This is a genomic window from Rhodococcus sp. B50 (genome assembly GCF_013602415.1).
Taxonomy (GTDB): domain Bacteria; phylum Actinomycetota; class Actinomycetes; order Mycobacteriales; family Mycobacteriaceae; genus Rhodococcus.
Genome location: NZ_WPAG02000002.1, coordinates 2,034,323 through 2,056,103, shown reverse-complemented (window position 1 = coordinate 2,056,103; position 21,781 = coordinate 2,034,323). Strand labels below are relative to the sequence as shown.

The window sequence follows — 21,781 nt, the reverse complement described above, 5'->3', positions numbered from 1 at the left end:
TATCGCTGTTCCGCTGCGTACCCACCACGTGGATGCACGCCGGCGAGGGCACACAGCTCTCACATGCCGGCGAGCAAGGACGGCACCGGGTCGGCGAGGAACGCACCGATCGTCGCGAGTGCCCGTCCTGCCTGCTCGCCGTCGACGAGTCGATGATCGAACGACAGCGACAGCGTGACGACCTTCCGGATCGCGAGGGTGCCGTCGACCACCCACGGACGGTCGGAGATCGCCCCCACGGCGAGAATCGCCGACTCGCCGGGATTGAGGATCGGTGTTCCCGCATCCACCCCGAACACCCCCACGTTCGTCACCGAGACCGTCGAACCGGTCAGTTCGGCCGGCGTGGACCGACCCGTCCGCGCACGGTCGGCGGCCTCGGCGATCGAGCGTGCCAATCGCGGTAACGACAGTCGCTGGGCCTCACGGACGACGGGGACCTTCAGGCCGTCGGAGGTCGCAGTGGCGATCCCGAGGTGCACGTCGTGGTGGAGGACGATCTCGCCCGCGTCGTCGTCCCAGCGCGCGTTGAGCGACGGTTCGTCGGCGATCGCCCTCAGCAGTGCGCGCGAGACGATGCTCAGTGCGGTCGGGCGGATACCCTCGAAGGCCGGCGACGCGCGCAGTCCGGATACGAGATCGACGGTGGCGGTCGCGTCGCAGGTGAGGAAGACCGTGGCGTGCGGCGCGGTGAAAGCGCTACGTGAGACGGCCGCCGCGGTTCGCTTACGGACTCCTCCGATGGGTATACGCGTGGTCCGCTCGACGGTGGGATCGGGTGCGTGCGGAGGCGCCTCCGCGGATTGCTCGCCTTTGCCGGCGGTAAGTTCCTCGCCTTTACCGGCGGTGCGCCGTACGTCGTCACGTGTGATGACCCCACCTCGCCCGGTGCCTGTCACCGTGTCGAGGTCGACCTCGAGGAGGGCGGCGAGTTTGCGCGCGCCGGGCTTCGCATCGGGTCGTGCGGGTGGTGGGTCGGCATCGTCGGCACCAGCGGTGCCGGCCGATGCCCGGCGGGCCGCGCGCCTGCTCTGCGGGGCATCGCCGGGTCCGTAACCCACCAGCACCGACGGACGGGACGGGCTGCCGCCGCCGGACACCTCGGTGGGTCCGTCCTCCGTGGCGACCCGCAGCAATGGTGCCCCGACCGGAACCGTCCGACCCGGTTCGACCAGCAATTCGGTGACGATGCCTGCATACGGTGAGGGCAGTTCCACCGTGGCCTTGGCGGTCTCGACCTCCCCGACGGTCTGGTTGAGCTCGACCCGGTCGCCGACCTCGACAGCCCACCGCACCCAGTCCGCTTCGGTGAGTCCCTCACCCAGATCCGGGAGCCGGAATTCCTGTACTACGCGCGTGGGATTCGTCATCGGTGCACCTCACGCCGCGAGTGCGCGGTCGACCGCGTCGAGGATGCGATCCGGATCGGGACGGTGATGGGATTCGAGTTTGGCCGGGGGATAGGGGATATCGAATCCGCCGACCCGCAGCACCGGCGCCTCGAGTTGATAGAAGCACCGCTCGCTCGTGCGGGCGGCGATCTCCGCGCCGATACCGCAGAAGACCGGCGCCTCCTGCACGACGACGAGCCGGCCGGTCCGTCGTACCGAGGCCTCGATCGTGTCGAAGTCGATGGGGGACAGCGACCTCAGATCGACGACCTCGAGCGAATGTCCTTCCGCCTCCGCGATCTCCGCCGCACGGAGCGCGGTGGCGACCAACGCACCGAAGGTCACGATCGTCGCGTCGGTGCCGTACCGGACGACCCGCGCGGAGGTGAGGGCGATGTCGGGTGCGGTGCTCGTGTCGACCTCCCCGCGTTCCCAGTAACGGTGCTTGGGCTCGAGGAAGATCACCGGGTCGTCGAGGGCGACGGCCTGCTGGATCATCCAGTACGCATCGGACGGAGTGCTCGGGCTCGCGACCCGCAGACCAGCGGTGTGGGTGAAGTACACCTCCGGTGACTCCGAATGGTGTTCGACCGCACCGATGCCGCCGCCGTAGGGGATGCGGACGGTCAGCGGCGCCACCACGGTCCCGGCCGTGCGGTAGTGGATCTTCGCGACCTGCGAGACGATCTGATCGAAGGCGGGGTAGACGAAGCCGTCGAACTGGATCTCGCACACCGGCCGGTAGCCGCGCAGCGCCATCCCGAATGCCGTTCCCACGATCCCGGATTCGGCGAGGGGCGTGTCGATCACGCGTCCCTCACCGAAATCCTTCTGCAGGGTGTCGGTGATGCGGAAGACGCCGCCGAGGGTGCCGACGTCCTCGCCCATGATGACGACCTTGGGATCGTGCTCGAGCGCGCGGCGGAGTCCGGCGTTGAGGGCACCGCCGAGTGTCATCGTCGTGGTGGTCATCGTCGTGCCTCCTCGTCCGCGGGGCCGAAACTCGCCAGATACCGGGCGTAGTCGGCACGTTCCTGTTCGATGAGCGGATGCTCCGTCGTATAGACGTGGTCGAACAGTGCAGCGGGTTCGGGGTCGGGCATTGCGAGCGCGCCGCGCCGCAGCTGCATGGCGGCCTCGTCGGCGACCGTCCGGACCTCGTCGAAGAAGTTCTCGTCGACGTGCCGTTCGCGTTCGAGTAGCCGGCGCAACCGATCGATGGGGTCGCGTGCCTTCCACTCCTCGAGGTCGGCGGGTGTGCGGTAACGGGTGGGGTCGTCGGAGGTCGTGTGCGGGCCCATGCGGTAGGTGAGAGCTTCGACGAAGAACGGTCCGGCTCCGTCGCGGGCATGGCGGACGGCGCGGCGGGTCACCGCGAGGACTGCGAGGACGTCGTTGCCGTCGACCTGCACGGCCGGCATCCCGAACCCGGCGGCGCGCCGGGCGAGGGGGACAGGACTCTGTACGTGGGTGGGCACGCTGATCGCCCAATGGTTGTTCTGGCAGATGAACACCACGCCGACACCCCAGCTGACGGAGAACACGAGGGCCTCCGAGAGGTCGCCCTGGCTCGTGGCACCGTCGCCGAAGTACACGACGGTGGCGATCTCGGCTCCGTCGAGTTTCGCGCCCATCGCGTAACCGGTGGCGTGCAGGCCCTGGGCGCCGACGACGATCGCCGGATTGGTGGTGGCCACCGACTGCGGATCCCACCCCGACAGCCCGCACCCGCGCCACAGGCGTGTCATGTCGGCGGGATCGACGCCGCGACACCACGCGACAGCGTGCTCGCGGTAGCTGGTGAAGACGTAGTCGTCGGGCGCGAGTGCCCGGGCGGAACCGACCTGGGCGGCTTCCTGGCCCTGGAGCGGTGCCCAGAGGCCGAGCTCACCCTGCCGTTGGAGGGCCGTCGCCTCCGCGTCGAGGCGTCGTGCGACGACCATGTCGCGATAGAGCCCGCGCAGTTCGTCGGGGCCGATGTCGGCGACGAGTGGGCCGTACTCGGTGTCGAGGACGCGTCGCCCGTCGGGCTGGATCAACTGGACCGGATAGGCGGTCGGTACAACCATCGGATCACCTCGTCGGTGCGGATCCGGCGTGCCCTCGTGAGGCACGAACGGATGATGTGTGCCGTACCTCACATCATCCGGATGCGTCGCGTATGCGCAATCGATCTGGTCGCAACCGTGCAGAAAGCACGGTTCAACGACGCCCAATGCTGGCAGACTGCGAAGAATGACCAGTCTGGATGCGACCGATGCGCGTCTACTGCTCGAACTCGCACGCACGCCCCGGGCCACGGGAGTGGAGTTGGCGCAGCGTCTCGGGTTGTCGCGCAACACCGTCCAGGCGCGCCTGGCCCGGTGGGAAGCCGAGGGCGTGCTCGCATCGTTCGAGCGGCGGGTCGATCCCGTGAGCCTGGGCTATCCGCTCGCCGCCTACGTGGCCACCCGAGTCGACCAGCACCGCCTCGACGAGGTCGTCGACGAACTCGGCCGCATCCCCGAGGTCACCGAGGTCTACGGGTTGACCGGGCAGATCGACCTGTCGGTCAAGGTGGTCGCCCGCGACGCCGACGACCTGTATCGGCTGGCCGGCCGGATCCTGAAGATCCGCGGCGTCGAGCGCACGGACATGTCGCTGGTCATGCAGGAACTCGTCCCGCAGCGCACGGCTCCGCTGCTGGCCCGGGCCGCCGGACGCAACGAAGACGAGGCGAACTAGACCGCTACCGGCCGGCGTTCGGGGTGGCCAGTTGAGCGGCGGCCTTGCGGATCTGGTCGGGGATGGGGACGGGGCGGCGCGTCTGCGGATCGACGTAGACGTGGACGAAACGGCCGGTCGCGGCGGGGATCAGTGCGTCGTCGGCCTCCCGGAAGATTGCGAGCGAGTACGTGATCGATTGTGTGCCCAGACGTTCGACCGCCAAGCCGACCTGCAGGCGGTCGGGGAAGGACAGTTCGGCGAGATATCGGCAGGAGGTCTCGGCCACGACCCCGATCGCGTCGAGTTCGCGGATGTCGACACCGGTGGTGGAGATGAGCCACCCGTTGACCGCCGAGTCGAAGTACGAGTAGTACGTGACGTTGTTGACGTGGCCGTAATGGTCGTTGTCGGCCCAACGCGTCTGCATGGGCCACAACACCGGGAACTGCTCCGGCTCAGGCAAGGCGGCTGGGCTCGTCGGTTGGCGGTTGCTCACGTCTCGACGATAGTGCTCTCGGCACGGCAAATCAGACCAACCTTCACGCCAATTCCGAACCGAGACGCAAAACCCCCGAATCGGGCGTGTACAGCGCGTGTTCGCTCGACGGGTCGTCGCAGCATGCACGGCGTGTCGCCGCAAAGCCGGAACGCGGTGTGCGGTTCGTGTCAGGATCGGGTCATGTCCGATACCGCCGTTCTCATCACCACCGTCGAGCTCGCCGAGATGATCGAGCAGGGCCGATCCCCGGTGATACTCGACGTCCGCTGGGCGCTCGGCGACACACACGGACGGGACCGATTCCACGAAGGTCACATCAGCGGCGCGGTCTACGTCGACCTGGACGAGGAACTCGCCGGCCCGCCCGCACCCGAGTTCGGCCGCCATCCGCTGCCCGACATCGATCGCTTCCAGGCGGCCGCGCGCCGGTGGGGGATCGACGACGGAACGCCCGTCGTCGCGTACGACGACACCGGTGATCTCGCCGCTGCCCGCGCGTGGTGGTTGTTGCGCTGGGCCGGGCATTCCGAGGTGCGGTTGCTCGACGGCGGGCTGCAGGCGTGGATCGCCGGCGGCCACCCGCTCGCCGCGGGCCCGGGCGGGGAGCGGAAGCCGGGAAACGTGACGTTGAGTCCCGGTCACATGCCGACGATCGGCCCGGACGAGGCCGCGACCTTCTCTACTCACGGCGTTCTGCTCGATGCGCGGGCCTATGCGCGCTACAGCGGTGACGAGGAACCGGTGGACCGTCGCGCGGGCCACATCCCCGGTGCGGTCAGCGCGCCGACCGGCGAGAACCTTCGGCAGGACGGCTCGTTCCTGCCCGCGGATCAACTCGTGCACCGATTCTCGAAGCTGGGGGTGAAACGCACCGACGTCGCCGTGTATTGCGGGTCGGGCATCAACGCCGCTCACGAGATCGCCGCACTCGCGATCGCGGGTATCGACGCCGCGCTGTATCCGGGCTCGTGGTCGCAGTGGTCGTCCGATCCGGCCCGTGAGGTCGCCACCGGCGGCTGACCGACGATCCGCCGACCGATGCGCAGTTCTCGTCGACAATTCGCGAGATCGTCGACGAGAACTGCACGCCGGAGCCGGGACCTCCGGCCGTGGATGGGACATTCGGAGTATTCCGGAGAAACGGCCGGTAAATTAACGCAAATGAAACATTTCGTCCGAGGCCGTACGGCGATCACGGTAGGCGCTGCAGTCCTGGCGACCCTGCTCGCCGCACCGACCGTATCGGCCGCCGCGCCGGTGCCGGCCGATCCGGCACCGTCTCACTGCGTGTCCACCGTTCCCCGGGCCGAGATCGCCGCGCTGACCGATCCGGCGGGAATCGAGACCTTCGACGAGGCCCGCACCCGCATCGCCGAGCTGTGCAACCTCCTCACGCGCAGCGACGACTATCGCGGCACCTTCGTCCTCGCCTTCGACGAGATCCTCGAACTCACCGGCCCCACGCTCGACTCCGGCATCTACGACGATCCGGAGTGGGCCTCGGCACTCGCCGTCGAAGTGGTGCGCCTCTACCTGGCGAATCTGCACGAGTACGTGACCGGTGGGTCGCCGCAACCGCACTGGGCTGACGCCCTCGCGCTCACCGAGCAGTGCGATCGCAGCCCCGGTCGGGTGCTGCTCGGAGCAATCGTCGCGCACCTGGTGATGGACTTCCCGGAAGCGCTCGTGACCATCGGATCGACGCCCGAGCACACGCGCGACTTCTACACCTTCGGCGAAGCACTCGTCGAGGCCGCACCGGTGATCGCCGACGAGTTCGACGCGGTCTACGGTGTCGACCTCGGCCCGTTCTTCACCGGCTGGTTCGTCGGCGATCTCGTGGGCGACACCGAGACCACCACGTTCATGTTCCAGTCGGCACGAACGGCCGCGTGGGTCAACAACTTCGGCCTGCAGAACCCCGCCACGCACGACATCACCCGCGTCGAGATGAACGTCGCGGTCGACGCGGCCACGGTCGTGCTCGACGGCCTCGAGCAGGGTGGAATCGTCTGACGGCAAGGCCGTCCTCGAGACTCCGGCCGATCAGGAGCGGGAGTACTCCGACGCGCGGCGCACCTGCTCGCGCGTCGGGGTCACACCCGTGTAGAGCTCGAACTGCAGCGCGGCCTGCAACGCGATGACCTCGTCGCCCGTGATCACCGGGATGCCGTGCTCGCGGGCCAACCGGACGAGTGGGGTGTCCGGCGGGACTGCGACGACGTCGAAGACCGTGGACGCCGCTGCGACGAAATCATGGGGAAGGGGTAGGTCGCCCGATTCGGCCCCGCCGGTCATGCCGATCGGAGTGGCGTTGACGATCAGACCGGGCGCGACGTCGCGCGTGTCGGCGCGCCACTCGTAGCCGTACTTGCGCGCGAGGGGCCGTCCGGTGTCCTCGTTGCGGGCGACGATCGTTCCGGCGGTGAATCCGTTGTGGCGCAGTGCCGCTGTCACCGCTTTCGCCATTCCGCCACTACCCACGACCGTGACCGGCAGGGTGGAATCGACACCGTGCTCGACGAGCAGATCGCTCACCGCCTGGTAGTCGGTGTTGTAGGCGTGCAGGACCCCGTCGTCGTTGACGATCGTGTTCACGGACTCGATGGCCCGCGCGGAATCGTGCAGCACGTCGACGAGGGGCAGCACTGCCTCCTTGAACGGCATGGATACACCGGCTCCACGAATGCCCAGTCCACGAATCCCTGCCACCGCGTCCTCGATGTTCACCGGCGCGAACGCCTTGTAGACGAAGTCGAGATCGAGTTCCTCGTAGAGACGATTGTGGAACCGGGTGCCGATGTTGCTGGGGCGGCCGGACATCGAGATGCACAGCCGGGTGTCCTTGGAGATGCGCTCGAGCATTTCCTCACCGTAGTCCCGACCCGGAGGAAAACCTCGATGTCCGTAATCGAGCATGCTGTTCTCTCGGTGGAGAATGCGATACCGTCCGAGGTATGGGAGACGATCTGGGTGCAGGTGGACTGAGATTCGAGCGGGAAGGCGCGATCGGCTGGTGCATCATCGACCGGCCCGCGGCGCGCAACGCGTTCACCCCGGCGATGTACTACGGCCTCAAACGGGCAGTGCGACTGGTCAATTCCGATCCCGACCTCGCGGCCCTCGTCATCACCGGTGTCGACGACGTCTTTGCGCCCGGAGGTGATCTCGGTGGTCGCGCCGAACCCGGCGACGACCTGCCCGAGGGGTTGTCGGGGGTGGACGTCGTCCCGTTCCTGACCATCCGCGACAGCCGTGCCCCGGTGATCTCCGCGGTCAACGGCATCTGCCAGGCCGGCGGACTGCTGGTCGCGATGATGTCCGACATCGCGGTGGCCAGCGATCGCGCGACCTTCCGTGTCCCCGAACTCCTCCGCGGCATCCCCGACGCGACCTTCGCAGCGGCGCTTCCCGCGCACGTCGGTCTCGCCGCCGCCCGCGACCTGCTGTTGTCGGCGCGGGTGTTCGACGCCAACGAAGCGCAGCGTCTCGGTGTCATCTCCCGCGTCGTCCCGCACGAGCAGTTGCGCGAGGCGGCCCTCGAAGCCGCACGGCAGGTTCTGCGCACCGCCCCGATCGCCCGTGCCCAGGTCAAGCGCATGCTCAACGAGCGCTACGGGCAGTTCGACTACCAGACGATGTTCGGTGCGCTCGAGACCTCACCCGAGCCTCGCGAGGGGATGCGGGCGTTCATGGAGAAGCGCGATCCCGACTGGATTCCGCGCAACCTCCCGGCCTGAGACCTCACGGGCACAACTCCGCCGCGCCCACCAGGGCGCGGTGGTCGTCGACCGTGATCGGCAACGCGTAGCGCACCGCCACGGTCAGATACCGCCCCGCGAACCAGCATCGGTAGCCCGGTGCCGGCGGTAACCACTGCGCCGGAGTGCCGTCGCGCTTGTCGAGGTTCGCCTGACCGTCGACGGCGACGAGGTTGTAGGTGATGTCGTTCGCGAACTGACGTCGGCGGTCGGCGGGCCATCGGGCAGCACCGAGGTCCCACGCTGCGGCGAGGGGATAGATGTGGTCGATGTGCACGGCGTTCGCCTCGGCACGCCGGAACTCCACTCGCGCCCCGGTGTACGGATCGTTCAGGGTCCCGGACATCACGACACAGTCGTCGCTGCCGGCACGGAAGGTGGGCGAGAGGAGGTCGCGGGCAAGGACGTTGTTGCGGGTGTCGCACCCGTCGTGCCCGCCGACACCGGGATGGTCGTCGGACCAGGCCGACCCGAAGACACATCGTTCGCCGGGGCCGCATCCCCGCTGATAACCGGGCACCTTCGGTCGCTCCTCGACCACCGTCACCTGCGTCAGCAGCGCGTGCACCTCGGCTCGGACGGGGCTGCCCGGAACCGTCCCGGACCCCGGTCCGGTGCGATCCCACAGCCAGGACATCACCACCGCGATCATCACGGCCGCCACCCACCACGTCGCGTTCCCCCCACGCACGCGGCGATCCTGACATACCGCGCCGACAGTGCGCTCGCCGCAGGGCGATGCCGCAGGGTGATTCAGGGCACGGTGACGACGACCTTCCCGCCCGTATGCCCGGATTCGACGAGTTCCAGCGCGCGACCGGCCTCGGCGAGAGGGAAGGCCCGCTCGATGTGGGGCGTGAGGACCCCACGCTCGACGAGTTTCGCGATCTGCTCGAACACCGCCCTGGTCCGTCGCCGGGTGATCCCCGAACCACCCAGGGCCTGCGCGCGGGAAGGATCGGCGACACTCACGACCCGTTCGGGTGTCCGGGTCAGCGCGACCGCCCGTTCCAGCACGTCGCCACCGACGAGATCGACGACCGCGGTCACCGCCCCGCACCGCTCCGCGACGGCCGCGACCCGCTCGTCGAAGCCCGTACCGGACTCGACCCACAGACCGCCGCACGATTCGACGAGATCCCGCTTCCCCGCACTCGCCACACCGAGCACGGCGGCGCCCGCGGCGTGCGCAAGTTGCGTGGTCACCGATCCCACGCCGCCACCGGCACCGAGGACGAGCACGGTGTCCGCGTCGACGATGTCGAGGTGCTCGACGATGTCGAAGGCCGTTCCGGCCGCGACCGGAAGAGTCGCCGCCACCTCGAACGACACGGACCCGGGCTTGTGCGCGGCAGCGCGTGCATCGACGAGCGTGTATTCGGCATAGCCGCCGTGGCCCTCCGCGGTGGCTCCGAAGACGGCGTCGCCTACCGCGAAGTCGGCATCCGTGCCTCCTGCCGCGAAGTCGGTATTCGGACCCACGGCCTCCACCACACCCGCGACTTCTCGGCCGAGCACAGCCGGGAAGTGCACCGTGACGCTGTTCCTGCGCTGTCCGGACCGCACCTTCCAGTCGGCGGGATTCACGCCGGCGGCCCGGACCGCCACGAGAAGCTGTCCCGGACCGGGTGTGGGCACAGCCGTGTCGAGCAGCTGCTGTGTCTCCGGACCGCCGTAGTCCACGAAGCCGTATGCGCGTGCCATGGGACCCAGCCTGCCATCGGGGTCGGGTACGGCTGGCACGATAGTGGGCATGTTGCACGGGCTGTGGTCACCGGGATCCGGCCTCATGCTGTGGTGGGACCCCGCCGCAGAGCCCGATCCCGACGCGCTGCCGTCGGCGCTGCGTCGATGGATCGACCGCCCGTTCCGCCACCGCGTCACGATCATCTTCCCCACGGACACCGAGCCGACCACGGTGCCCGCCGTCGCCGTGGCACCACCGGATGCGGCCGAACTCCTGCTGGACATGCCCCGACGCCCCGGGGGCGTGGGCGGCGACCTGCGGTATCTCGCGCACGTCGCGCGCGGCATCGAGAGGTGGGTGCAGGCCGGTCGCGTCGCGCCGGAGCTGGTGCGGGTCGAGAAGCAGTGGTGGGCGCGGTGGCGTCTGCTCGGCGGTGAGAAGACGCGGGCCTGGTCCGCCGAACTGGCGGCCGCGATGTCTCCTGCGCAGCGACAGCTCGGACGACCGGTCGACCTGCTCGACGATCTGTGCCGCGAGCTGACCGACCCCGTCGTGCGCACGCTCCACGGCTCATCGACGTCACTGCATCCGCTCGTCGCCGCCCTGGCCGAGGGCACTCCCCATCCCCGTGGCACCCAGCGCATGGCCGACGCGCTCGAGGAATGGCGTGCCAGCCTCGCCGGTTACGAACCCGATCTGGTGCTGCGTCTCGTCGAGCCGGACGACGTCGACGACGGTGTCGGCGCCGATTCCATCTGGCGTCTCGAGGTGTGCCTGCGCGCGGAGGGCCAGGCGCCGATGCCGCTGCCCGTCGCGGACACCGACCCGCACCTGCTGCAGATCGGCGTGCGCAAGCTCGGTATCGCGCTCCAGTCCTATCCGCGCCTGCAGGACGTACCCCGCGACCCCGACAGCCTCGACCTGCTGCTGCCCACCCCGGTCGTCGTGGACCTCGTCGAGCACGGTGCCCGGGCGCTCGACGCCGCCGGGATCTCGGTGCTGCTGCCGCGCGCCTGGACGAGGGTCGATCCGTCCCTGCGCCTGCAGGTCGAGTCACCCGTCGCACCCGTGAGCGCCGACGACAGCGTCGTGGGGATGAGCGCGATCGTCTCGTACGAGTGGCAGCTGGCAGTCGGGGACATGCTGCTCACGCCGTCGGAGATGGAAGAGCTCGTCGCGGCGAACAGCGACCTGGTCAAGTTGCGGGGCAAGTGGGTGCGGGCCGACGCCGAGGCCCTGGCCCGTGCGGCTCGCTACGTCACGGCACATTCCGCCGAGAACGCGACCCTCGGATCGCTGTTCGCCCAGTTCACCGGCGACGATGCGCCGCCCGCAGAGGTCACCGAGGTCTCCGCCTCCGGCTGGGTCGAAATGCTTCTCGACGGGCAGGCCCGTCCCGAGCCGGTCCCCGTTCCGGCGGGTCTGAACGCCGAACTGCGTCCCTACCAGCAGCGCGGCCTCGACTGGCTCGCGTTCATGAGCCGGCTCGGCCTCGGCGCCGTGCTCGCCGACGACATGGGCCTGGGCAAGACCATCCAGGTGCTCGCGTTGCTCGCCCACGAACGCGAGTCGGGTCTGCGGGACGCACCGACCCTGCTCGTGTGCCCGATGTCGGTGGTGGGCAATTGGCAGCGCGAAGCCGAACGATTCGTTCCCGATCTGAGGGTGCACGTCCACCACGGCGCGCAGCGACTGAGCGGACCCACCCTCGCCGCAGCTGCCGCCGCCCACGATCTCGTGGTGACGACCTATGCCATCGCCGCCCGCGACGTCGCGCAACTCGCGGCGTTGTCGTGGCAACGTGTGGTCCTCGACGAAGCCCAGCACGTGAAGAACACCGCCACCGCGCAGTCCCGCGCGACACGCGCGGTGCCCGCGGCGCACCGGATCGCGCTCACCGGCACACCCGTGGAGAACCGGCTCGAGGAGTTGCGGGCGATCCTGGACTTCGCGAACCCGTCCCTGCTCGGCAGCGCGGCGTCCTTCCGGGCCCGCTTCGCGGTGCCGATCGAACGCGACCACGACCCCGTCGCCGCGGCGCGGCTGCGAGCCTTGTCGGCACCGTTCGTGATGCGCCGCGTGAAGACCGATCCCGACGTGATCTCCGATCTGCCCGAGAAGTTCGAGCAGACCGTGCGGGCCAACCTGACGGCCGAACAGGCCGCTCTGTACCGGGCGGTGGTCGACGACATGATGCGCCGGATCCGCGACAAGGAGGGCATGGCCCGCAAGGGAGCGGTGCTCGCGGCGCTGACCAGGCTCAAGCAGGTGTGCAACCATCCCGCGCACTATCTGAGCGACGGCTCGCCCGTCCTGCGCCGCGGCCGGCATCGCTCGGGAAAGCTCGGTCTGGTCGAGGACATCGTCGAGTCCGTGCTGGCCGACGGCGAGAAGGTGTTGCTGTTCACGCAGTTCCGCGAGTTCGGTGAGCTCGTCGTCCCGTATCTCGAGGAGCGGTTCGCGACGACGGTGCCCTTCCTGCACGGAGGCGTGTCCAAGGGCCGGCGCGACGCGATGGTCGCGGCGTTCCAGGGTGACGGCGGCCCGCCGATCATGGTGCTCTCCCTCAAGGCGGGCGGTACCGGATTGAATCTCACCGCCGCCAACCACGTCGTCCATCTCGACCGGTGGTGGAATCCCGCGGTGGAGAACCAGGCGACCGACCGCGCATTCCGGATCGGGCAGCGCCGCGACGTCCAGGTCCGCAAGCTCGTGTGTGTGGGAACGGTGGAGGAGCGTATCGACGAGATGCTCACCGGCAAGCAGGAACTGGCCGAGATCGCGGTCGGTGCGGGGGAGAACTGGATCACCGAGCTCTCCACCGATCAGCTGCAGTCCCTGCTCACCCTCGGCGACGACGCGGTGGGGGACTAGATGGCGCGAGGCAACGTGCGCCGCTACGGCACGGCACGTCGGATCGACGGTGGCATCGAGGCACGTACCAAGCGTGGCGCGATCGGCCGGAGCTGGTGGTCGAAGGAACTGATCTCCGTCATGGAGGAGCTCGCCGAGAAGGGACGTCTGACGCGGGGGCGCGCGTACGCGCGAGCCGGTCAGGTGATCTCCATGCGACTCGAACCGGGTGCAGCCGTGGGGGACGTGCAGGGCAGTCAGCTCACTCCGTTCACCTCGGCGGTACGTGTGCGCACGCTCGACGAGGACGCGGTGCGCGAACTCGTGACGCTGGTCCGCTCGTCGCCGGGCATGCTCGCCCGGCTCGCCGCGGGCATCCTTCCCGAGGAGCTCGGATCGACCCTGCTTCCGCGACGCGCGGGTGAGCTCGACTTCGAGTGCACGTGCCCCGACGACGGGTGGCCCTGCAAGCACGCCGCGGCCGTCGCCTATCTGCTCGCGGAACACGTCGACGATCAACCGCTCGCCGTGCTGACGCTGCGGGGGGTCGACCTCGCGACGCTGATCGGCGGCGTCGACGACGCCGAACCCGGCGACGACGCGGCCGCGGTGCAGGACTTCTACGGCGACGACACCGAGCTGCCCGATCTCCCCGCGGAGCGGTTCCGGCCCGCGCTCGAAGACCTCGATCCGATGCTCCTGCGCCGCGCGCTGCGGGCCGGCGGAACGGACGAGGCCGTGGTCATCCGCGGTATCACCGATCTCGAGGATCTGTACCGGCGGATGCGGTAGCCGCCTGCCCTCCGATCCCGGTTGCGACAGCGGACGCGGGGGTATGCCTGCCCGGGTGAGGATGCGGGTGGCCTTCGTCCACCGGCACGCGACCTGCTGGAGTGGAGGATTCATGGGGACATCCGAGAAGCCGTCGGCCAAGGAGCACGCGGAACGCGCCGTTCACGCCGTGAAGGAGGAAGTCGAAACCTATCGGGGTGACGAGGATCGTCCGCTCGGCGGCTACGCGATCCTGATGTCGATCTATCTCACGCTGGTCGGAACACTGTCGGCGGTTGCGGCGAAACGTGGCCGACCGTTGCCGCGGCCGGGTGCGGGTGATCTCGTCGTCACCGCCCTCGCGAGCCACAAGTTCTCCCGCATCCTCAGCAAGGCTGCCGTGACGAGCCCGGTGCGCGCGCCGTTCACCCGATTCGACGGTCCGGGGGGACCGGCCGAGGTGATGGAACAACCACGCACGTCGTCGCGGATCCGTCACGCGGTGGGAGAGCTGCTCGCCTGCCCGTTCTGCCTCGACCTGTGGACGGTCACCGCGCTGGTGTTCGGTCTCGTCTACGCGCCGGGCCTCACGCGTCTGGTGGCGGGGTCGTTCGCGGCTCTGACCGGAGCGGATTTCCTGCACCTCGCCTACGCGAAGGCGCAGCAGATCGCCGAAGGCTGATACAGGCCCGCGAGGGGCGCCGACCGATCCGGTGTGGTGTGACGGTAGACATACGTGGACTTCCAACTATAGGATGAGCGAAGACTTCGGGCCTTCGCCCGTTCGCGCCGAAAATCGCACATCCCACGTCATCGCACACCAGTAAAGGACGGGATCGGACATGAGCGTTCGAGAATTGACCCACTTCGTCGGCGGGCAGCACGTCGCCGGCACCTCCGGCCGCTTCGCCGACGTCTTCGCCCCCAACACCGGTGAGGTCCAGGCCCGCGTGCCGCTCGCGGCCGACTCCGAGGTCGACGCCGTCATCGCGAACGCCGCCGAGGCGCAGAAGGTGTGGGCGTCCTGGAATCCTCAGAAGCGCGTGCGCGTCCTCATGAAGTTCGTGTACCTCGTGCAGGAGAACATGGACGAGCTCGCCCGTCTGCTGTCGAGCGAGCACGGCAAGACCGTCCCCGACGCGAAGGGCGACATCCAGCGCGGCCTCGAGGTGATCGAGGTCGCCATCGGCGCCCCGCACCTGCTCAAAGGTGAGTACACCGAGTCCGCAGGCGGCGGAATCGACGTGTACTCGATGCGTCAGCCCCTCGGCGTCGTCGCCGGGATCACCCCGTTCAACTTCCCGGCCATGATCCCGCTGTGGAAGGCCGGCCCGGCGCTCGCCGCCGGAAACGCGTTCGTGCTCAAGCCTTCCGAGCGTGATCCCTCCGTGCCGCTGCGTCTGGCCGAGCTGTTCCTCGAGGCAGGACTGCCCGCCGGTGTGTTCAACGTCGTCAACGGCGACAAGAGCGCTGTCGACTACCTGCTCGACGACCCGCGCATCAAGGCGATCGGCTTCGTCGGCTCGACCCCCATCGCGCAGTACATCTACGAGACGGCCGCGAAGAACGGCAAGCGCGCACAGTGCTTCGGTGGTGCGAAGAACCACGCGATCGTCATGCCCGACGCCGACCTCGACCAGGTCGCGGACGCCCTCGTCGGCGCCGCCTACGGCTCGGCCGGTGAGCGCTGCATGGCGCTGTCCGTGGCCGTCCCCGTGGGCGAGGAGACCGCGGATCGGCTCGTCGCCAAGCTCACCGAGCGCATCGCCGAACTGCGTATCGGCACCAGCTTCGACGAGAAGGCCGACTTCGGTCCGCTCGTGACCGCTGCCGCCCGCGACCGCGTGCACGGCTACATCGCCCAGGGCGTCGAGGAAGGCGCCGAGCTGGTCGTCGACGGACGCGACTTCGTCCTCGAAGGACACGAGAACGGGTTCTTCTCCGGCGCGACCCTGTTCGACAAGGTCACCCCCGAGATGTCCATCTACAAGGAGGAGATCTTCGGCCCCGTACTCACCGTGGTGCGTGCGCGCGACTACGAGGACGCCCTGCGCTTGCCCACCGAGCACGAGTACGGCAACGGCGTCGCGATCTTCACCCGCGACGGCGACACCGCCCGCGACTTCGCGGCCCGCGTCGAGGTCGGCATGGTCGGCATCAACGTTCCGATCCCCGTCCCGATCGCGTACTACACCTTCGGCGGCTGGAAGGCGTCGGGCTTCGGCGATCTCAACCAGCACGGCCCCGACGCCTTCCGCTTCTACACCAAGACCAAGACGGTCACGCAGCGCTGGCCGTCCGGTGTCAAGGAAGGCGACATCGAGGGTGCGCACGTGGCCGACACCGACCACTTCGTCATCCCGACGATGAACTAGGCGGTCCATCGATGTTCGTTCTCACCGACGACGACCGGGCGATCCGCGACACTGCCCGGGACTTCGCCACCGAATATCTGGCCCCGAACGCGGTCGAATGGGACCAGAGCAAGCACTTCCCCGTGGACGTGCTGCGCAAGGCCGCCGAACTGGGCATGGGCGGGATCTACGTCCGCGAGGACGTGGGCGGATCGGGGCTGCGACGCCTCGACTCCGTCCGCATCTTCGAGGAACTCGCGAAGGGCTGCCCGTCCATCGCCGCCTACATCTCCATCCACAACATGGTCACGTGGATGATCGACAAGTTCGGCAACGACGACCAGCGCAAGCAGTGGATCCCGAAGCTCTGCACGATGGAGCACCTCGCGAGCTACTGCCTCACCGAGCCGGGCGCCGGATCCGACGCAGCGGCCCTGAGCACCAAGGCCGTTCGTGACGGCGACGAGTACGTGCTCACCGGAGTCAAGCAGTTCATCTCCGGAGCCGGCACGTCCGACGTCTACGTGGTCATGGCCCGCACCGGCGACACCGGCGCGCGCGGCATCTCGGCGTTCATCGTCCCGAAGGACACCCCGGGGCTGTCCTTCGGCGCCAACGAGAAGAAGATGGGCTGGAACGCGCAGCCCACCCGCCAGGTCATCCTCGACGGTGCCCGCGTGCCCGCCGAGAACCTCCTCGGCACTGAGGGCGGCGGCTTCCGGATCGCCATGCACGGCCTCAACGGTGGCCGCATCAACATCGCCGCGTGCTCGGTGGGCGGCGGCCAGACCGCCCTCGACCGGGCGGTCGCCTATCTCGCCGAGCGCAAGGCCTTCGGCGAGCGGCTGCTCGACTCGCAGGCGCTGCAGTTCCGCCTCGCCGACATGCGGATCGAACTCGAGGCCGCACGCACGATGCTGTGGCGTGCCGCCGACGCGCTCGACCGTGGCGCCGACGACGTCGTGGAGCTGTGCGCGATGGCCAAGCGCTTCGCGACCGACACCGGTTTCGAGGTGGCGAACGAGGCGCTGCAGTTGCACGGCGGATACGGTTACCTTGCCGAGTACGGGATCGAGAAGATCGTGCGCGACCTGCGCGTGCATCAGATCCTGGAAGGAACCAACGAGATCATGCGGGTGGTCGTCGCGCGGAGCGTGGTGGCCGCAGCGCAGAACGGAGCGGCATGACCGGGCAGGAACCCGAGATCCTCATCGACGTGAAGGACGGCATCGGCCGTATCACGCTCAACCGGCCCAAGGCCATCAACGCGCTCAACCACGCCATGGTCCTCGAGATGTCGAAGGCCCTGAGCGCGTGGGAGAACGACGATTCGGTGCGTGCCGTGCTGGTGCGCGGTGCCGGTGAGCGCGGCCTGTGCGCCGGCGGCGACATCGTCTCGATCTACCACGACGCCAAGGACGGCGGCACGGGATCGCAGGACTTCTGGCGCGACGAGTACATCCTCAACGCCGCCATCGGTCGCTACTCGAAGCCGTACATCGCGATCATGGACGGCATCGTCATGGGCGGCGGCGTCGGGATCTCCGCGCACGGCAACGTCCGGATCGTCACCGAGCGCTCGAGCATCGCGATGCCCGAGACCGGAATCGGATTCGTTCCCGACGTCGGCGGCACCTACCTGCTCTCGCGCACCCCCGGCGAGGTCGGCACGCACATCGCGCTGACCACCGGACGGATGAAGGCCGGCGACGCCGTCGCTCTGGGCTTCGCCGACCACTACCTGCCGTCCGAGTCGCTCGACAAGTTCGTCGCCGCACTCGAATCCGGCTCGGTCGAGGACGCGCTCGCCGAATACTCGCAGCCCGCACCGGAATCGGCGCTGCTCGCGCAGCGCGAGTGGATCGACGCGGCGTACTCCGCCGACACCGTCGAGGAGATCGTCGAACGCCTTCGGGCTTCCGACGTTCCGGAGGCACGGGAGACCGCCGACCAGGTGCTCGCGAAATCGCCTGTCGCGCTGAAGGTGACCCTCCGCTCGCTGCGTCACGCCCGGCAGCTCGGCAGCCTCGAAGAGGTGCTGAACGAGGAGTTCCGGGTCTCGACCGCCTCGCTGAAGTCGCACGACCTCGTCGAGGGCATCCGCGCACAGGTCGTCGACAAGGACCGCAACCCGCAGTGGTCGCCGGCGACCCTCGCCGATGTCACCGAGGCCGACGTCGAGGCCTACTTCCAGCCGCTCGGCGATCTCGAACTCGGGCTCGCCGCTCCCAAGGAGAACGACCGATGAGTGAACTTCCCACCGTCGCCTTCCTCGGCCTCGGACACATGGGCGGGCCGATGGCCGCGAACCTCGTCCGCGCCGGGTACACCGTCAACGGTTACGACCCGGTTCCCGCTGCGCAGGAAGAGGCCACGAAGAACGGCATCACCGTCGCCGAGGCCGCGACCGACGCGGTGCGCGGCGCCCAGGTCGTGATCACCATGCTGCCCAACGGCAAGCTCGTCCTCGACCTGTACGACGAGATCCTGCCCGCGGCCGAGGCGAACACACTGTTCGTCGACAGCTCGACCATCGACGTCGCCGATGCCCGCGCAGCGGCGGAGAAGGCGCAGAAGGCCGGTCACCGTGCCGTCGACGCCCCGGTCTCCGGAGGTGTCGCCGGTGCCGCCGCAGGCACCCTCGCATTCATGGTCGGCGGCAGCGAGGACGACTTCGCCACCGCGAAGCCGCTGCTCGAGGCCATGGGACGCAAGATCGTCCACTGCGGCGGGTCGGGCAACGGCCAGGCCGCGAAGATCTGCAACAACATGATCCTGGGCATCTCGATGATCGCCATCAGCGAGGCGTTCGTCCTCGGTGAGAAGCTGGGCCTCGACAACCAGGCACTGTTCGACGTCGCGTCCAACGCGTCCGGCCAGTGCTGGGCGCTGACGAGCAACTGCCCGGTGCCGGGCCCCGTCCCGACCACCCCCGCGAACAACGACTACACGCCGGGCTTCGCGGCCGCGCTCATGGACAAGGATCTCGGACTGGCCGCGAACGCGGTGCGGGCCAACGGAGTCGAGGCCGAACTCGGACTGCGTGCAGCCGAGCTCTACCATCGTTTCAACACCGAGGGTGGTGGAGGACTCGACTTCTCCGCCATCATCACCGACATCCGAGACCGCTCGACCGCGAAGGACAGCCAGTGACCGATTTCGAGACCATCCTGCTCGACCGCAAGGGCCGCGTCGGCATCGTCACCCTCAACCGGCCGAAGGCGCTCAACGCCCTCAACAGCCAGTTGATGCGTGAGGTCGTCGCCGCCGTCGAGGAACTCGACGCGGACAGCGAGATCGGTGCGATCCTGCTCACCGGCTCGGAGAAGGCGTTCGCCGCCGGCGCCGACATCAAGGAGATGGCTCCGAAGACCTTCGCCGAGGTCTACGCGGAAGACCTGTTCTCGCAGTGGGATCGGCTCTCGTCCGTCCGTAAGCCGATCGTCGCCGCGGTGTCGGGCTACGCGCTCGGCGGCGGTTGCGAACTGGCGATGCTGTGCGACTTCATCATCGCGTCCGACACCGCCAAGTTCGGTCAGCCCGAGATCAAGCTCGGCGTCATCCCGGGCATCGGCGGCTCGCAGCGCCTCACCCGCGCCGTGGGCAAGGCCAAGGCCATGGACATGTGCCTGACCGGCCGCAACATGGACGCCGAGGAGGCCGAACGCGCCGGACTCGTCTCGCGCATCGTTCCCGCCGCGGAGCTGTTCGACGTGGCTCTCGAGACGGCGACGACCATCGCGTCGATGTCGCTGCCGGTCGCGATCATGGCGAAGGAGGCCGTCAACCGGTCCTTCGAGACGACGCTGGCCGAGGGCGTGAAGTTCGAGCGCCGCGTGTTCCATTCGACGTTCGCCACCGCCGACCAGAAGGAAGGCATGGCGGCCTTCGTGGAGAAGCGTGCGCCGGAGTTCAAGCACGCCTGACAGGCATCACCACACGACGGAGGGCCGCCCCGAATCGGGGCGGCCCTCTTCGGCTCTCAGGATTCGACCGTTTCGTGCCTCACCACTTGGAAGGTGCACCGCCGGTGTCGAAGTCGCCGGCATCGTGGCGCATCGTCGCGATGATGCGCAGCAGCGTATCGATGTGCTCCTCCGGAATGCCCGGCCGGGCGAAGACCTCCGTGTTGAGCTTCTCGGTCGCCTGGATCGCCAATGCCCGTCCCTCGTCGGTGAGTTCGACAAGAGTGGCACGTCGATCGCTCGGATGTGGGGTGCGCCGGACCAGACCGGCCTTCTCGAGCCGGTCGACGGCGTTGGTGACGCTGGTGGGGTGCACCTGCAGGCGCGCACTGGCCTTCGCCATCGGCAACGCCCCCGACCTGGTGAAATGCAGCAGGGTGAGGAGTTCGTAGCGGGCGAAGGTCAGGCCGAACGGCTTGAGCACCTCCTCGACCCGCGCCATCATGATCTGCTGTGCCCGCATCACCGAGGTGACCGCGGCCATGCCGTCGGCGACTTCGCCCCAGCCGTGGGCGGTCCACTGGCGGTGGGCTTCGGCGATGGGGTCGAGGGGGAGTGGTGCGGCCATGCCTCCATCATCCCACGGACGAACGTGCAGGTAGGCAGGGCACACCGGTTGCCGGCCGCGTTTCCCGCCAGGTTCAGCGGTATGCGTGGTCGGGGAAACGCTCGTCGACGTCGCGGACGGTCAGTCCGAACTCTTCGAGTGTGTACCGGTGTTCGGGTTTCCTTGCCCCGCTCCGGCTTTCCTCGTGCAGGTCGGCCATCGCCCGTTCCGCCCCGGGGGTGAACGGCAGATCGAACCGGTCGTACAGGCTTCCGACGGTGCCGAGCGGATCGGCGACGAAATCCCGGTAGTCCACATCGGCGAAACGGGCGGGATCGTGCCGGCGACGCGCCTCGGTGAAGTGGTCGAAGCCGCGTGCCCACAGGTCGAGTTGACTGCGGCCGATGGTCTGTCCGGCGAACGCCTCGGACCATCCGTCGGTGGCCTGTGCCGCGAGGCTGCACACCGACGGGATCACGGTACGCGGATCGCGATGGGTGACGACGACGAGCGCGTCCGGGTACACCTCGAGCAGTTCGTCCAGTGCGAACAGGTGACTGGGATTCTTCAGCACCCACCGCTTGCCGGCATCGGGAAGCCCGATGAGCTGGAGGTTCCTGCGATGCCGGGCATACGCGGCGGTCCAGTCCTGTCCGGCGAGCCACCGCGAATAGGTGGGCAGGTGGGCGAGGCACTCGTAGGAGATCGACCGGAACGACTGGCGCAGCAACTGCCAGCATTCCTCCACCTCGGCGGCCGACATGTAGTGCACGCCCATGAATTCGGGATGCTCGACGTGGTGTTGCGCGAATCCGGCCTCGATACCGGCGAAGACCGGGTTCTCCGCCCACGTCTCGCGGGGAGGTCGCGGTTGAGGCATCTCCGTCAGCCACATCTCGAGCCCCTGGTGGGCGGGGTCCGCGACGAGCAGGCGATGGAGCGCGGTGGTGCCGGTGCGGGGCAGGCCGGTGACGAAGATCGGCCGGGTGACCGGGACGTCGGCGTGCTCGGGATGTCGGGTCCAGGCCGCTTCGGACAGCAACCGCGCCACCAGGGCGCCGCGCAGGAACACCCGCGACATCTTGCTGCCCAGCGGCGTGAGCTTCTCGTCCCGCGCGTACGACTCGAGCAGCACTTCGAGCCCGTCGCGGTAGTCGTCGTCGCCGAAATCGGCCAGGCCCGTCAAGCGGGTCGCGGAGGCGTGCAGATCCTCGACGGTGCCGACGGTGGTGCGTTCGCTCATGTGC

The 21,781-nt window shown here is 68.7% G+C and carries 21 protein-coding genes; 12 read left to right on the top strand and 9 right to left on the bottom strand.

Features of this window, described 5'->3' with window-relative positions; all coding sequences use genetic code 11:
• Positions 1–59: 59 nt before the first annotated feature.
• Genes GON09_RS09825 through pdhA form a run of 3 tightly spaced genes read right to left on the bottom strand, consistent with a single transcriptional unit; the run spans position 60 to position 3,460 of the window.
• On the bottom strand, positions 60–1,370 hold the full coding sequence (locus GON09_RS09825; protein WP_213931630.1) for a dihydrolipoamide acetyltransferase family protein: 1,311 nt from the start codon (positions 1,368–1,370) through the stop codon (positions 60–62).
• Between the two features lie 9 nt (positions 1,371–1,379).
• Complete coding sequence (locus GON09_RS09820) at positions 1,380–2,363, bottom strand: alpha-ketoacid dehydrogenase subunit beta (protein WP_213931629.1); 984 nt, start codon at positions 2,361–2,363, stop codon at positions 1,380–1,382.
• Positions 2,360–3,460, bottom strand: coding sequence for a pyruvate dehydrogenase (acetyl-transferring) E1 component subunit alpha (gene pdhA / locus GON09_RS09815; protein WP_213931628.1), 1,101 nt, complete (start codon positions 3,458–3,460; stop codon positions 2,360–2,362). The genes GON09_RS09820 and pdhA overlap by 4 nt, the downstream gene beginning before the upstream one ends.
• Positions 3,461–3,626: 166 nt before the next feature.
• Between pdhA and GON09_RS09810 the strand changes: the two genes are divergently transcribed.
• Complete coding sequence (locus GON09_RS09810) at positions 3,627–4,115, top strand: Lrp/AsnC family transcriptional regulator (protein ID WP_213931627.1); 489 nt, start codon at positions 3,627–3,629, stop codon at positions 4,113–4,115.
• A gap of 4 nt (positions 4,116–4,119) precedes the next feature.
• On the opposite strand, the gene GON09_RS09805 is transcribed toward GON09_RS09810, so the two are convergent.
• Entirely contained in the window at positions 4,120–4,593 is a 474-nt protein-coding gene (locus GON09_RS09805) for an acyl-CoA thioesterase (protein WP_213931626.1), read from the bottom strand.
• A gap of 183 nt (positions 4,594–4,776) precedes the next feature.
• Between GON09_RS09805 and GON09_RS09800 the strand changes: the two genes are divergently transcribed.
• Positions 4,777–5,616, top strand: a complete 840-nt coding sequence (locus GON09_RS09800) for a sulfurtransferase (protein ID WP_213931625.1) — start codon at positions 4,777–4,779, stop codon at positions 5,614–5,616.
• Between the two features lie 141 nt (positions 5,617–5,757).
• Positions 5,758–6,612, top strand: coding sequence for a DUF5995 family protein (locus GON09_RS09795; protein ID WP_213931624.1), 855 nt, complete (start codon positions 5,758–5,760; stop codon positions 6,610–6,612).
• Positions 6,613–6,642: 30 nt separating this feature from the next.
• Here the strand turns inward: GON09_RS09795 and GON09_RS09790 are convergent, their stop codons facing one another.
• Positions 6,643–7,461, bottom strand: a complete 819-nt coding sequence (locus GON09_RS09790; RefSeq protein ID WP_213931623.1) for a shikimate 5-dehydrogenase — start codon at positions 7,459–7,461, stop codon at positions 6,643–6,645.
• A 92-nt stretch (positions 7,462–7,553) separates the two neighbouring features.
• Here GON09_RS09790 and GON09_RS09785 point away from each other — a divergent pair, with 92 nt between their 5' ends.
• On the top strand, positions 7,554–8,336 hold the full coding sequence (locus GON09_RS09785; protein WP_213931622.1) for an enoyl-CoA hydratase/isomerase family protein: 783 nt from the start codon (positions 7,554–7,556) through the stop codon (positions 8,334–8,336).
• A 4-nt stretch (positions 8,337–8,340) separates the two neighbouring features.
• On the opposite strand, the gene GON09_RS09780 is transcribed toward GON09_RS09785, so the two are convergent.
• Positions 8,341–9,009 carry an HNH endonuclease family protein gene (locus GON09_RS09780; protein WP_244866102.1) on the bottom strand — a complete coding sequence of 223 codons (669 nt, stop codon included), beginning with the start codon at positions 9,007–9,009 and terminating at the stop codon, positions 8,341–8,343.
• Between the two features lie 101 nt (positions 9,010–9,110).
• Positions 9,111–10,061 carry an NADP-dependent oxidoreductase gene (locus GON09_RS09775; protein WP_213931621.1) on the bottom strand — a complete coding sequence of 317 codons (951 nt, stop codon included), beginning with the start codon at positions 10,059–10,061 and terminating at the stop codon, positions 9,111–9,113.
• A 49-nt stretch (positions 10,062–10,110) separates the two neighbouring features.
• Between GON09_RS09775 and GON09_RS09770 the strand changes: the two genes are divergently transcribed.
• From GON09_RS09770 to GON09_RS09735, 8 genes are all read left to right on the top strand, one after another.
• The gene (locus tag GON09_RS09770) at positions 10,111–12,918 is read left to right on the top strand and encodes a DEAD/DEAH box helicase (protein WP_213931620.1); all 2,808 of its coding nucleotides are present in this window, start codon (positions 10,111–10,113) and stop codon (positions 12,916–12,918) included.
• Positions 12,919–13,689, top strand: coding sequence for an SWIM zinc finger family protein (locus GON09_RS09765; RefSeq protein WP_213931619.1), 771 nt, complete (start codon positions 12,919–12,921; stop codon positions 13,687–13,689).
• Positions 13,690–13,801: 112 nt separating this feature from the next.
• Positions 13,802–14,350: a DUF1360 domain-containing protein gene (locus GON09_RS09760; protein WP_213931618.1), complete on the top strand. Its 549-nt coding sequence runs from the start codon at positions 13,802–13,804 to the stop codon at positions 14,348–14,350.
• A 160-nt stretch (positions 14,351–14,510) separates the two neighbouring features.
• A complete protein-coding gene (locus GON09_RS09755; RefSeq protein WP_213931617.1) occupies positions 14,511–16,043 on the top strand; it encodes a CoA-acylating methylmalonate-semialdehyde dehydrogenase in 1,533 nt (510 codons plus the stop codon).
• Between the two features lie 11 nt (positions 16,044–16,054).
• Positions 16,055–17,209: an isobutyryl-CoA dehydrogenase gene (locus GON09_RS09750; RefSeq protein ID WP_088899327.1), complete on the top strand. Its 1,155-nt coding sequence runs from the start codon at positions 16,055–16,057 to the stop codon at positions 17,207–17,209.
• Positions 17,206–18,270, top strand: coding sequence for an enoyl-CoA hydratase/isomerase family protein (locus tag GON09_RS09745; RefSeq protein WP_213931616.1), 1,065 nt, complete (start codon positions 17,206–17,208; stop codon positions 18,268–18,270). The genes GON09_RS09750 and GON09_RS09745 overlap by 4 nt, the downstream gene beginning before the upstream one ends.
• Positions 18,267–19,175 carry a 3-hydroxyisobutyrate dehydrogenase gene (mmsB, locus tag GON09_RS09740; protein ID WP_213931615.1) on the top strand — a complete coding sequence of 303 codons (909 nt, stop codon included), beginning with the start codon at positions 18,267–18,269 and terminating at the stop codon, positions 19,173–19,175. The genes GON09_RS09745 and mmsB overlap by 4 nt, the downstream gene beginning before the upstream one ends.
• Positions 19,172–19,948, top strand: coding sequence for an enoyl-CoA hydratase (locus GON09_RS09735; RefSeq protein WP_213931614.1), 777 nt, complete (start codon positions 19,172–19,174; stop codon positions 19,946–19,948). Before mmsB ends, GON09_RS09735 begins: the two co-directional genes overlap by 4 nt.
• A gap of 79 nt (positions 19,949–20,027) precedes the next feature.
• On the opposite strand, the gene GON09_RS09730 is transcribed toward GON09_RS09735, so the two are convergent.
• Together GON09_RS09730 and GON09_RS09725 are read right to left on the bottom strand one after the other, a co-directional pair.
• Positions 20,028–20,555 (bottom strand): MarR family winged helix-turn-helix transcriptional regulator, encoded by a 528-nt coding sequence (locus GON09_RS09730; protein ID WP_213931613.1) that lies wholly within the window; start codon positions 20,553–20,555, stop codon positions 20,028–20,030.
• A gap of 73 nt (positions 20,556–20,628) precedes the next feature.
• Positions 20,629–21,777 (bottom strand): sulfotransferase family protein, encoded by a 1,149-nt coding sequence (locus tag GON09_RS09725; protein WP_213931612.1) that lies wholly within the window; start codon positions 21,775–21,777, stop codon positions 20,629–20,631.
• Positions 21,778–21,781: the final 4 nt, after the last annotated feature.